Genomic DNA, 12,214 nt, shown 5'->3' with positions numbered 1-12,214 from the left:
CGGTTAGATCAGCCAGGCGGCAGCGTTGGTCGGCAGTTGACCGTCGATCAACGGTGCACTGCTGAGCAGGACCGTGCCACCGGGCAGCGCGATGGGTTCGTCTGTTGTGTTGAGAGCGCAGATCAAGCCGCCCCGTCGACGGAACGCCAGGCACCCCGGAGGGCTCCCGTACCAATCGATGTCATTGCCGGAGATCTCAGGCGTCGAGGCGCGTAGTTCGAGGGCGCTGCGATATAGCGAAAGCATTGAATCTACGTCCTCGATCTGTGCTTCGACCGTCAACGTGGACCACTCGGCCGGCATCGGCAGCCACGTGGTTGCAGCGGTGGTGAATCCGAACGGCGGTTCGGCACCTTCCCACGGCAACGGCACTCGGCAGCCGTCACGGCCACGCTCAGCATGTCCGGAGCGTTCCCACACCGGATCCTGCAGAGCGTCGTCGGGAAGGTCGACGTTGGGCAATCCCAATTCTGCGCCGTTGTAGATGAAGGCGGCACCGGGAAGTGCGAGTTCGACCATGGCCATTGCTCGAGCACGTTGGGTCCCGATGTCGCCTCCGCCGTATCGGGTGACTTCGCGCTCGACGTCGTGGTTGGACAGCGTCCACGTGGGAGTTCCGCCGACTGCAGCGACTGCAGCGATGGAGTTGTCGATCGCTGCGCGTACCGACTCCGCGGAAAACTCGGTTTCGGCCAGTCGAAAATTGAATCCGAGGTGAAGTTCGTCCGGGCGGATGTATTCGCCGAACCGCTCGTTGTCGCGTACCCAGATCTCACCGACGGTCATCGCCTGGGGGAACTCGTTCATGACTTTGCGGATTCCGCGGTGAATCTCGTGGACAGCCGGATTGTTGAAGCGGGGGTCGTCGTCTGAGTTGCGCATGAGCTCGTTGAGCTCCCAGTCATGGTCCGGCAAACCATCAGGCTTGGCCATTCCGTGGGCGACGTCGATGCGGAATCCGTCGATGCCGCGGCCGAGCCAGAAGCGCAGGGTCTTCGCGAGATCCTCGAAAACCTCCGGATTGTTCCAGTTCAGATCCGGTTGTTCCGTCGCGAAAATGTGGAGGTACCACTGGCCGGGTTTTCCGTCGGCTTCCGTGATGCGGGTCCAGGCCGGTCCACCGAAGATGCTGGGCCAGTTGTTGGGTGGTTCGGTGCCGTTCTCGCCCTTGCCGTCGCGGAAAATGTAACGGGATCTTTCCACGGAACCCGGCGCCGACGCCAGGGCGGCTTTGAACCATTCATGCTGGTTGCTGGTGTGATTGGGGACCAGGTCCATCGTGACCTTGATGCCCCGTTCGTGTGCTGACTTGATCAGGGAATCCATGGCGGCGAGGTCACCGAACAGGGGATCGATATCACGGGGATCGGAAACGTCGTAGCCGTGATCTGCCATCGGGGATCGCATCACCGGGCTCAACCAGAGGGCGTCGATACCGAGAAGTTCCAGATATCCGAGTTTGTCTTCGATGCCACCGAGGTCACCGATGCCGTCGCCATTGGAATCAGCGAAGGATCGCGGATAGATCTGATAGAAAACCGCCTCGTTCCACCAGGGTGGACGAGGCGGGTTGGCGACGGTCGAATCCGCGGGGGTGCTCACAGCGATCAATAGTGCCAAACCTCGAGCGATGCGACGACTTGGACACGGGAGTTTTGTGGTTCTTTACCTCACCTTGGTGTACTTTGCTCTTGCGAAGTGATTGCTTTCAGCAACCTTTGCGTTACCGGGGGATCAAAAGTACGGGGGGCACAACCATGAGTTTGTCAGCGATCGAGTCGGTCAGTTTGGACCAACTGCCGTTGAACGACGATCCGATCAACGAGGACTGGATAATCTCCGGAACTCCGAAAGCACGGGCAGCGCAGTGGTCGGCCAGCAAGGACGGCACCACCACAACACACGTCTGGGACTGCACCAAAGGGCAGTTTCGCTGGTACTTCCCCGCAGACGAGATCGTCCACATCATGGAAGGCTCGGTCACCGTCGAATCGGATGGCAGCGAGAAACGCACGCTGCGCGTCGGTGATGCTGCACTGTTCCGCGCCGGAAGTTGGTCGGAATGGAACGTCGACGAGTACGTCCGCAAGCACGCAATTCTGAGCGTGCCCTTGCACCCGAGTGTGTCGTTCGTGGTCCGCGCTGCGCGCAAGATCAGTCGGATGGTCAGTTCGCGCTAGCGGTTCAGATGGCCGAATTCACCATGGATGCCGCAGCCATGTCCATGTAGTCGGTCAGCTGCTTGCGGTGCGCAGCGTCGAGGGTTTTGTCGTCGATCGACGCGATGGCTATGTGCATGCAGCGTAGCCACGCGTCGCGTTCGATCGGGCCGATCACGAATGGGTTGTGACGCATCCGCAAACGCGGGTGCCCACGCTCCTCGGAGTACGTCTGCGGGCCACCCCAGTACTGCTCGAGGAACATCCGCATGCGCCGCTCGGCAGGCCCCAGATCATCTTCGGGGTAGAGCGGGCGCACGACGTCGTCCTTCGCGACTTCCTCGTAGAAACGCGCGGTGAGCTTGTGGAACGTCTCGGCTCCGCCGACGGCGTCGTAAAAGGTCTGCTGTACGTCATTCATGGCGAGTCCCATTGTGCCTGATGGTGGTGGTGAGCGGTTTCCGGGCCGCTCGGAGTCGTGTTCACCCGAAATTCACCGTGTGCCGACACAATTTTGTGCGAAATGGGAGTGCGTAACTCGATCATCCGTGGTCAACTTGGGGGCAGTTACCCGGAGGTCGTATGAAGAACCGACACGCTGCACGCAATCACCGACAACTCCAGCCCACTGGCGCACGGAAAGACCATGCGTCAGGGGCTGTTCTGGAAGTTGTTCCTGACGGGTTCAGTCCCACCGCTGACCCACTTTTTTCCGCCGAGAATTCTCTCCACGAGAAATTCCCTACCGAGCATCTGGTTCCCGAGTGGGTCAAACGCCGGGTACTGCTGCTCAACGTGACCTACGAGCCGCTGACCGCCTTGCCGGCGCGTCGCGCAGTAGTCCTCATGGCCTGCGGAAAGGCCGATACGGTTCACGAAGACGAGCACGGCCCGGTTGTCCACTCTGCGGACTGGTCGGTGCAGGTGCCATCGGTGATCCGACTGCGTACTTACGTGCGCGTTCCGTATCGCGCCAGAATTCCGATGACCCGTGCCGCGCTCATGCATCGTGACCATTTCCGATGCGCGTACTGCGGAGCCAAAGCCGAGACCATCGATCACGTCGTTCCGCGCAGTCGCGGCGGTGGGCACTCGTGGGAGAACTGCGTTGCCTGCTGCGCGCCGTGCAACCACCGTAAGGCCGACAAAATGCTCAGTGAACTGGGGTGGAAGCTCCGAGCCGAGCTGGTTCCGCCTACAGGTCCGCACTGGCGACTGCTCGCCGCGACCAAGGAACTGCACCCCTCCTGGATGCCGTATCTCGGGGTCGGCGCTGCCTGACCGGATGCCCGAGAAAAAATTGCCCGAGAATTTGTGGCCCTGACGCTTTCCTTCGGGGAGTTCTGGGCTACCGTTCTGGGGTGAGCATTCTCGAGGTAGTACTGATATACGTTGGGATCCCGGCCCTGATCACCGCCTTCTTCGCGGGTGCGTCCTTCCTCGGGAAGAAGACGCCGGGTCCGGTTCCGCCGGCGTTCCATCTGGGTGAGTCGTGGGATCACGCTCCCGTTCTGTGGAGTGCTGTCGACGAGGTGACCGTTCGCGGTGGCCATCACGGCAGTGCACACGCGATCGAAGCCGGTTCGGCTGATCTGATTGGAGGGTCCGCAAGTGGCAAGTGGTGATCATTCGGCAGCGGTCGCAATAGCGCCCGAAGACCTGCCCATGGGCAGCGTCATCACGTCCAGTGGCCGTATTTCCGGCGTGCACCGGGTGGGGGAGCCGTTCACGGACGACCTCCCGTTCGAGACGAAGGATCTTGTTGCCCTCGACGTCGCGTTGACCGAGGCCACACGCGCCACCAAGGTGCGTTTCAACGCGTACATCGGTGACCTGGGTGCCAACCCGGCAGCGGGTGCCGACGCACTGTTCCCGACTACGCCCGAAGCTGAGCGTTCGGTCCTGATCGCAGTTTCGCCCAACCAGCGCGTCGTCGAGGTCCGTAGTGGCCGCGTCATCGCCGATCGTGTTACCGACCGCGTTGCCCAGCTCGGTGCAACCGCAGCGGTCAGCTCGTTCAGCGAGGGCAACCTCATCGACGGACTGATCAGTGCGATCCGCGTCATGAGTGCCGCAATTTCTGCGCCGTAAGTTTTTCCAGCCAGACAAGGCCGGTGCCCGCCTCGATTTCTCGAAGCGGGCACCGGCCTTGTGTATGTCTGGGGTCTGTGTCAGCTCGCGTCGAACTTTCGGGCTGCCAACGACCGGACTACTCCGGCCTGACCTTCTACGACCAAGCGGCGCAATGCCGGCGGGATATCGCCGGTCAGGAAACGATCTGCAGCGGCGACCGATTCTTCGGTGATCGACCAGGACGGGTACAGGCCGACGACGACGGTCTGTGCGACCTCGCTCGAGCGCCGCTCCCACACCGCGACGATATCGCCGAAGTAGCGCGCGACAAACGGCTCGAGGAGATCGTCTTGGCCCTCACGGGCAAAACCGCCGATGATGGATCGTGCCGTGATGTTGGGAACCGAGTCGTCGCCGACAACCTTTGCCCACACCTGTTCCTTGACGGCAGCTTGCGGTCGGCCCGCAGCGGCAGCAGCAGCTTGGCGGGCGCCGGCGGCCGTCGGGTCGCGCTGGGCTTCGGAATCGATGAACGGAGTCTCGATTCCTGCAGAGTCGATTTCACCTGCGGCCGCGAGTGCTCCGACGATGCGCCAACGCAGGTCGGTGTCCACCACCAAGCCGTCCAGGCCAACCGTCGCGGGGTCTGCGTCGAGCAGTTCCCGCAGAACCTCGGTGTGCCACGGTGAGAGCGTTACGCCGGTGAGTGCGTTGACAAATGCCAGCTGGTGATCGGATCCGGCCTCGGCCTCGCGTGCTAGCTCGAGGAGTCGGTTGGCAAAATCTGCCCAACCTTCGGCCGACGCCCAGGTGGGGTCCGCGTAGCTTCCGATCGCTGTCTGTGCCTGAAGCAGAAGGCGTTGAACCACACCAACTTCGGTCTCGGAGCCGATGCCACGCTGAACCAGGGCCACGAAGTCGCGTGCCTTCAGTTCGGCCTGACGGGTCATCTCCCAAGCGGCCGACCAGACCAGCGTGCGGGGGAGTGATTCGGCGACATCGCCGACGCGGTCGATCGCTGTTGCCAACGACTGCGGGTCCAAGCGCACCGAGCAGTACGTGAGGTCGTCGTCGTTGACGAGAACCAGTTGGCCACGGTGGATGCCGACCAGTTCGGGGACTTCGGTGCTGGGCGCCGCGTCGAGGTCGAGTTCGACGCGATGCGTCCGCACCAGTGCGCCGTCGACGTCGTCGTAGATTCCGACGGCGATGCGGTGCACTCGATACTCACCGGCACCGGGCGCTGCGCCGTCCTGCAATACCGCGAAACGGGTGAACTTGCCGTCGTCGTCGATATCGAAGTCGGGGCGAAGGATGTTGAGTCCGGTGGTCTTGAGCCACTGGGTACCCCAGTCGGAAAGGTCACGGCCGGAGGACTTTTCGAGAGCGCCGAGGAGATCGTCGAACGTTGCGTTGCCGAATGCGTGTTCGCGGAAGTACTCTCGCAATCCGGCGAGGAAGGGTTCGAGTCCGACGTAGGCCACCAACTGCTTGAGGACGCTGGCGCCCTTGGCGTAGGTGATTCCGTCGAAGTTGACCTCGACAGCAGCCAGGTCGGGAATGTCTGCCGCGATGGGATGTGTGGACGGCAATTGGTCCTGCCGGTATGCCCATGACTTCTCGACGTTGGCGAACGTCGTCCAGGCGTTCTTGTATTCGGTGGCCTCGGTCTGGCACAGGACGGAAGCGAAGGTGGCGAAAGATTCGTTGAGCCACAGGTCGTCCCACCAGGTCATGGTGACGAGGTCGCCGAACCACATGTGAGCCATCTCGTGGAGCACGGTCTCGGAGCGACGCTCGTACGAGTATCGGGTGACCTTGGAGCGGAAGACGTAGTCCTCCAAGAAGGTTACGGCTCCCGCGTTCTCCATCGCACCCGCGTTGAACTCGGGAACAAAGAGTTGGTCGTACTTCCCGAAGGCATAGGGAACACCGAAGTTGCGATGGTAGAAGTCGAAACCCTGCTTGGTTTCGGTGAACAGTCGCTCTTCGTCCATGAACTCGGCAAGCGAAGCGCGGCAATAGATCCCGAGCGGGATGTTGCCGTGCTCGTCGGAGTAGTTGTCAGTCCACTGCGCGTACGGTCCGGCGATGAGCGCGACGAGGTACGTGCTCATCTTCGGGGTGGTTCGGAAGATGTGCTTGCCGGGGTCTGCGGCCAGTGATTCTACGACCGCCGAGTTGGAAATGACCTTCCAGGATGTGGGAGCGCTGACGCGAACATCGAAGGTGGCCTTGAGATCCGGTTGATCGAAGCACGCGAACATGCGCTTGGCGTCGGCAGTCTCGAACTGGGAGTACAGGTAGACGGCATCGTCCGTCGGATCGACGAAGCGGTGCAGGCCTTCGCCGGTATGGGAGTACTCGCAATCGGCTTCGATGACCAGTTCGTTGTCGGCAGCCAACTCCGGCAGTGCAATTCCGGTGGACTCGTCGTAACTCGACACGTCCAACGCGACGCCGTTGAGTACCGCCGAGTGAATGCGGGAGGCGATGATGTCGATGAAAGTGCTCGCTCCGGCGGTGGCCGCGAACGTCACGGTGGTCTTGGAAGAGAACGTGTTGTCTCCGGGACCGTCGTTTCCGTCGGTGAGATCGAGTTCGATCAGGTAGTTGTCGAGCGTCAGCAGCGCTGACCGCTCGGCTGCGGTCTCGCGGGTCAGATTCGGTGCGGCCACAAAGATCTCCTCGTCTTTTGGTGTGGATCTAGTGTGTCCATCCCACCATGACGGGAACTATTGTGTGTTTGCGGACGCTTCTGCCAGTGGAATTGTGGGATCTGCCAGTCGTTTCGGATCAACTGGGTGCGGCGTGGCAACCAGTTCCTTGATGGCATCACCGGCGTCCCAGATGTTGACGTTCATGCCGGCCAGAACTTTGTTGTTCGCGTCCAGCCAGAACGCCAGGAATTCGCGTTTGTCGACGTCGCCGCGGGTGACCACGGATGTGTAGGCGCCGCGGGGTGCATGGCCCAGATATTCCATTCCGAGGTCGTACTGGTCGGTGAAGAAATATGGCATCCGGACGTATTCGGCGGGCTTTCCCAGCATCGTGTCCGCTGCAGTTGCAGGCTGATTGAGGGCGTTTGCCCAGTGCTCCACCCGGATTCGCGAGTTCAGGATCGGGTGCATCGCAGCAGCGATGTCTCCGACGGCCACTACGTCCGGGTCGCTGCTCTGCAGACCGGCATCGACCAGTATCCCGTTGTCGACGGCAATTCCGGCAGCCGACGCCAATTCAGTGTTAGGGAGGGCGCCCACGGCGATCAAAACGGCGTCGGCGGGGACAACGCTTCCGTCGGCCACGGTAACTCCGGTTGCGCGGCCGTCGGAGACAGCAATGGATTTCACGTCGGTACTCGTACGGAGGTCGACGCCATTGCTGCGATGCAGTGCCGCGAACACTTCACCCATCTCGGGGCCGAGAGAGGTTTCGAGCGGGAAATTGCCGTGTTCGAGAATCGTGACGTCGACGTCGAAACTTCTGGCGGATGCCGCGATTTCCAGGCCGATCCACCCGGCCCCGATCACGACGAGTTTCTTGCCGGCGGAGAGTGTTCCGAGAAGCGCCGACGTTTGATCGACTGTTCGGATGTAGTGAACGCCGGCCGCGTCGGATCCCGGGATGTCGAGGAGTCGTGAGCGTGAGCCCGTGGCCAATGCCAGCTTGTCGTAAACCAGGGTCGAACCGTCGGGCAGCGTGACCGTGTGTGCGGCGGTGTCCACTGCTGTCACCGTGGTGCCGGGGCGTAGATCGACGTGGTGGTCCCGGAACCATTCACCGTCGTGAACCGTGAACTCCGGGAGCGTCTTCTTGCCGACAAAGAATTCTTTGGACAGTGGTGGCCGCTCGTAGGGGAGATGGTCTTCTTCACTCAGCAGGACAATGTCACCGGTAAAATCTCGTGCACGCAGGGCCTCCGCGGTTTTTGCGCCGGCCAAGCCGCCGCCGATGATGACGAATCTCCGGTTTGCGCTCATGTCTGAACCACTCCTTCGCACTCGTGTCACTTCGACATTACTGCTGCGCGAAGGTACTTCGGGAGTATGCGGGAAGGATTGTCGGTGGATAATTGTTGCCCTGGCGGGCGCGGAATCTTTCGCGCTCGATAAGACCATGAACATATGAGGGAGTTTTCTTCGTGAGTGCAACCCCGAACACAAGCGCCGACAGAGCTGATTTCTGGTTCGACCCCCTCTGCCCGTGGTGCTGGATCACCTCCCGCTGGATCCTCGAAGCCCAGCAGGTGCGCACCATCGACGCGAAGTTCCACGTCATGAGCCTGGCTGTCCTCAACGAGGGCCGCGAGCTGCCCGAGGAGTACCGCGACATGATGAGCAAGGCGTGGGGTCCGGTTCGGGTTGCGATCGCTGCAGCGAAGCTCAAGGGTGACGACATCCTGCTGCCGCTCTACACAGCAATGGGCACCAAGATTCACAACGAAGGTAACAAGGACTTCGCCGACGTCATCAAGCGTTCACTCGAGGAGGTCGGTCTCCCGGCAGAACTCGCCGACGCAGCCGAGTCGACGGACTACGACGAAGCCCTGCGTGAAAGCCATCATCACGGCATGGACGCGGTCGGCCCCGACGTCGGAACTCCCACCATCCACGTCAACGGAGTTGCGTTCTTCGGCCCCGTTCTCTCGCGTATTCCGCGAGGCGAGGATGCCGGACGCGTCTGGGATGGTGCCGTTGCGCTCGCGAGCTACCCGCACTTCTTCGAACTCAAGCGCACCCGCAACGAGGATCCTCAGTTCGACTGAGACGTTCTCACAGGTTCGAATCGAAAGATCTGGTTAGGCCGAAAGAACAGATGACCGGAGCGCGTGCGGTTGCGCAACGCAGCCGCACGCCACGTCAGCACCGGGTGGCTCGCCAGAATGTTCACGAACCACGGAAAGAATCCGGATTCGAGAGTCGCCCGGTCGGCCAGCTCGTCGAAACCCACCAGACCCACCAGGTACTTTCCGGCGCCCAGCACTCCCATCACCCCGGCGGCTCCCTGCGGACGCAGGTGGAATCCGAAATTGTCGGCGGTGTATTCCATCGATCGTGAGAGCGAAGATCCGATCACCGGAATGTAGTTGGACGCGAACTGGCCCCACTGACGCCAATACGACGCGTGGCCGGCCGCGATATGCCCCACCTCATGGCCGATGATGAACGCCAGCGCATCCGGCTGACGAGCCTCGCCGCCGACCTCGAAGAGGTCGCTGTAGACGACAACAAACCGGCGAAACCCATGGCCCGACGCAAACGCATTGATCTTGCCGTTTCCCAGCACTACGTAGGCGTCGGGAGCAGTTTTCAGGCCGAAGCGAGCTGCGGCTTCTGCCACCAGCTGATAGCCGTCCGGAAATTGTGTGGGCGACATCTTGATTCCGTTGACCTGCTGTGACCCGTACAGCTGGCCACGTGCGAAAAACAGCAGGATCGGTGCTGCCAGAACAATGAAGATCCACGTCGACAGGCTGCCGGTCGCGATCAGGACGAGCGCGACGACGTACGTTGCGACAGTGGTCAGAACGGCCAGAACGAGGAGCGGGATCTCCCACGGATGTCGAACGAGAGAGTTTCCCGGTAATACTCGACCTTGCTGGGGATACATTTGCACCAGGATAGGCCCGGGTGCGCAGTGCCTGCTGGGCCTGAGAGAATTGTCGGCATGCGCGTATACCTGGGTGCCGACCATGCCGGATTCGAACGTAAGAACGAGATCATCGAACACCTGAAAGCGAACGGCCACGAGGCCATCGACTGCGGTGCTCACGAGTACGACGCCGTGGACGACTACCCGGCCTTCTGCATCGAAGCAGCCAAGCGAGTAGTAGCCGACGAAGGAAGCCTGGGCATCGTCCTCGGCGGAAGCGGCAACGGCGAGCAGATCGCAGCCAACAAGGTCCCCGGCGCCCGTTGCGCCCTGGCCTGGAGCGTCGAGACGGCCAAGTTGGCCCGCGAGCACAACAAGGCTCAGCTCATCGGCATCGGTGGCCGCATGCATTCCCTCGAGGAATCACTGGCAATTGTCGACGCGTTCCTCGCCACCGAATGGTCGGGCGAAGAGCGTCACCAGCGTCGTATCGACATCCTGTCCGAGTACGAGAAGACCGGTGTCGCACCGGCTTTGCCGCAGGCCTGATCGACAAGTAGTCCCGTGCCCGAAGGTCATACCCTGCATCGACTGGCACGGTTGCATGCCCGTAAATTTGTCGGTTCACCAGTCCGCGTTGTCAGTCCGCAAGGTCGATTCGCGGAGGACGCGCGACTGGTGGACGGTCATGTACTCGTATCGTCCGACGCTTGGGGCAAACACCTCTGGCACACCTACGACAACGGGCTGATCGTCCACGTGCACCTCGGGTTGTACGGAAAGTTCACCGACAGCGTCCTGCCGATGGAAGAACCGGTGGGGCAAGTTCGGATGCGAATGGTCGGTGCCGATTTCGGCACCGACCTTCGTGGTCCCACTGCGTGCGAGGTTCTGATGCCGCCGCAGGTAGCCGCCATCGAAGCCCGTCTCGGGCCCGATCCTCTACGGCGCGCTGCAGATCCGGACCGGGCCTGGGCGCGAATCTCCAAGTCCAAGACCGCAATCGGTGCACTTCTCATGGATCAGGCAGTGCTCGCTGGAGTCGGAAACGTGTATCGCGCCGAACTGCTCTTCCGCCACGGAATCAATCCCGAGCGCCCCGGCAACCTCGTCACCTGCGACGAGTGGACTGCAATGTGGGCAGATCTTGTCGAACTCATGAAAGTGGGCGTACGACGAGGTCAGATGCACGTCGTGCGCGACGAGCATGACAACGGAGACCCTGCCTACGCAAAGGATCGTCCGCGCACCTACGTCTACCGAAGAGCAGGATCGCCGTGCCGCGTGTGCGGTACACCGATCCTGCATTCCGTCATGAAGGCACGAAACCTGTTCTGGTGCCCCGTGTGTCAGGCAGTCTAGAAGTCCATCCCGCCGCCGAAGTCCATTCCGCCACCGTCGCCGCCGTCGAAGAACCCGCCGTCGCTCCCGCCGCCGTCATAGTTGCCACCGTCTGCGATGTTGTCGGTATTGCCTTGATCGCCTGAGTCGTAGCTTTGATCGCCTGAGTCGGCGCCTTGGTCTGCGTTCGGATCGCCGCCGGCTTCGAATTCCTGTGCGCCGTAAGGAACTCCGCTCATTCCGGAGAACATGCTCGAAAACAGCATCATTGAACCCAGTCCCCAGGCGCCTGCCACCAGCGCCGGCTTCCACCACGGTTCGGAATACCAGCCGGCCGGAACCGGGCGCCCGGCAACGCGTCCGCCGGGGTAGTAGTTGGGGGTTCGTGAGGACGGAGTGGGGGACGCGGCGATCTCGCGGCCCTCGAACTCCACTTCGCGCGCTTCGGTGACCGCGCCCGCGGCTTTCTGTCCGTCGAGGCTGGGAACGTCCGGTCCCGGATCCATGCCCATGGCGACTCTGGCCGCGCGAATGTAATAAAGACCTTCCAGTGCAGTCTGTTTCGCGAGCCGTGCCTGGACCGGCGTCGCGGCCTGATCGATCTGCGAGCCCGCTGCGTTGTAACGCTCGGCTGCGTCGGCGAGTGCTTGGCGCGACGCGTCGTCGCTGCCCGTGAGGTTGTAGACCTGGCCGCCGAGGCGCTCGATCGCCTGCCGGGCATCGGCTTTTGCGTCGTCGAGTTGTGTTGCGCTGTTGCCGGAACCTCGTTGCTGGCTCTTCATGACCAGGAACACGACAACGGCCAGTACAACGAGGATGAGAAGAATCGTGGTCACGAGTGGCCTCCCGAGCTGCAAAAGATCCGGACAACTCCAGGATACGGACCGGTACAACAAAAAATCCGCACCGGCGAGGCCGATGCGGATCTTGTGGAAGTTTCCCTCCGGTGGAGGGGATGACGGGAATCGAACCCGCGTGATCAGTTTGGAAGACTGAGGCTCTACCATTGAGCTACATCCCCGTGCATACGAGAAACCCGGGATCGCCGT

Annotated in this window: 13 protein-coding genes and 1 tRNA gene; 7 read left to right on the top strand and 7 right to left on the bottom strand. The window is 61.7% G+C overall.

All coding sequences use genetic code 11. From position 1 onward, the window contains the following. Nucleotides 1–3: 3 nt before the first annotated feature. Nucleotides 4–1,602: a glycoside hydrolase family 13 protein gene (locus BDB13_RS23775; RefSeq protein ID WP_094273975.1), complete on the bottom strand. Its 1,599-nt coding sequence runs from the start codon at nt 1,600–1,602 to the stop codon at nt 4–6. Nucleotides 1,603–1,757: 155 nt separating this feature from the next. Between BDB13_RS23775 and BDB13_RS23770 the strand changes: the two genes are divergently transcribed. Further along, complete coding sequence (locus BDB13_RS23770; RefSeq protein WP_094273974.1) at nt 1,758–2,180, top strand: cupin domain-containing protein; 423 nt, start codon at nt 1,758–1,760, stop codon at nt 2,178–2,180. A 4-nt stretch (nt 2,181–2,184) separates the two neighbouring features. On the opposite strand, the gene BDB13_RS23765 is transcribed toward BDB13_RS23770, so the two are convergent. Further along, nucleotides 2,185–2,580 carry a globin gene (locus BDB13_RS23765; RefSeq protein WP_094275154.1) on the bottom strand — a complete coding sequence of 132 codons (396 nt, stop codon included), beginning with the start codon at nt 2,578–2,580 and terminating at the stop codon, nt 2,185–2,187. Between the two features lie 161 nt (nt 2,581–2,741). Between BDB13_RS23765 and BDB13_RS23760 the strand changes: the two genes are divergently transcribed. The 3 genes from BDB13_RS23760 to BDB13_RS23750 all read left to right on the top strand — a co-directional run bounded on the left by BDB13_RS23760 (nt 2,742) and on the right by BDB13_RS23750 (nt 4,250). Further along, nucleotides 2,742–3,440, top strand: a complete 699-nt coding sequence (locus BDB13_RS23760) for an HNH endonuclease (protein WP_176459657.1) — start codon at nt 2,742–2,744, stop codon at nt 3,438–3,440. Nucleotides 3,441–3,520: 80 nt separating this feature from the next. Next, nucleotides 3,521–3,784 (top strand): aa3-type cytochrome oxidase subunit CtaJ, encoded by a 264-nt coding sequence (gene ctaJ, locus BDB13_RS23755; protein ID WP_094273973.1) that lies wholly within the window; start codon nt 3,521–3,523, stop codon nt 3,782–3,784. Beyond that, nucleotides 3,771–4,250: a DUF5130 domain-containing protein gene (locus tag BDB13_RS23750; RefSeq protein ID WP_094273972.1), complete on the top strand. Its 480-nt coding sequence runs from the start codon at nt 3,771–3,773 to the stop codon at nt 4,248–4,250. The genes ctaJ and BDB13_RS23750 overlap by 14 nt, the downstream gene beginning before the upstream one ends. 80 nt (nt 4,251–4,330) lie before the next feature. On the opposite strand, the gene pepN is transcribed toward BDB13_RS23750, so the two are convergent. Further along, entirely contained in the window at nt 4,331–6,910 is a 2,580-nt protein-coding gene (gene pepN / locus BDB13_RS23745) for an aminopeptidase N (RefSeq protein WP_094273971.1), read from the bottom strand. A 57-nt stretch (nt 6,911–6,967) separates the two neighbouring features. Further along, a complete protein-coding gene (locus BDB13_RS23740; protein ID WP_094273970.1) occupies nt 6,968–8,212 on the bottom strand; it encodes an NAD(P)/FAD-dependent oxidoreductase in 1,245 nt (414 codons plus the stop codon). Nucleotides 8,213–8,373: 161 nt separating this feature from the next. Here BDB13_RS23740 and BDB13_RS23735 point away from each other — a divergent pair, with 161 nt between their 5' ends. After that, nucleotides 8,374–8,997, top strand: coding sequence for a DsbA family oxidoreductase (locus tag BDB13_RS23735; RefSeq protein ID WP_094273969.1), 624 nt, complete (start codon nt 8,374–8,376; stop codon nt 8,995–8,997). On the opposite strand, the gene BDB13_RS23730 is transcribed toward BDB13_RS23735, so the two are convergent. Next, on the bottom strand, nt 8,985–9,842 hold the full coding sequence (locus tag BDB13_RS23730; protein WP_169634589.1) for a M48 family metallopeptidase: 858 nt from the start codon (nt 9,840–9,842) through the stop codon (nt 8,985–8,987). The two genes, BDB13_RS23735 and BDB13_RS23730, sit on opposite strands and share 13 nt — an antisense overlap. 57 nt (nt 9,843–9,899) lie before the next feature. Between BDB13_RS23730 and BDB13_RS23725 the strand changes: the two genes are divergently transcribed. Next, complete coding sequence (locus BDB13_RS23725) at nt 9,900–10,373, top strand: ribose-5-phosphate isomerase (protein WP_094273967.1); 474 nt, start codon at nt 9,900–9,902, stop codon at nt 10,371–10,373. A 15-nt stretch (nt 10,374–10,388) separates the two neighbouring features. Beyond that, on the top strand, nt 10,389–11,186 hold the full coding sequence (locus tag BDB13_RS23720) for an Fpg/Nei family DNA glycosylase (RefSeq protein WP_094273966.1): 798 nt from the start codon (nt 10,389–10,391) through the stop codon (nt 11,184–11,186). On the opposite strand, the gene BDB13_RS23715 is transcribed toward BDB13_RS23720, so the two are convergent. Both BDB13_RS23715 and BDB13_RS23710 read right to left on the bottom strand, forming a co-directional pair. Next, nucleotides 11,183–11,947, bottom strand: coding sequence for a hypothetical protein (locus BDB13_RS23715; RefSeq protein WP_094275152.1), 765 nt, complete (start codon nt 11,945–11,947; stop codon nt 11,183–11,185). The genes BDB13_RS23720 and BDB13_RS23715 overlap by 4 nt on opposite strands. A gap of 165 nt (nt 11,948–12,112) precedes the next feature. Beyond that, nucleotides 12,113–12,186, bottom strand: a tRNA-Gly gene (locus BDB13_RS23710). Nucleotides 12,187–12,214 lie beyond the last annotated feature (28 nt).

It is taken from the genome of Rhodococcus sp. OK302, assembly GCF_002245895.1.
GTDB lineage: Bacteria > Actinomycetota > Actinomycetes > Mycobacteriales > Mycobacteriaceae > Rhodococcus_F.
This window is presented reverse-complemented; position numbering and strand designations above follow the sequence as displayed.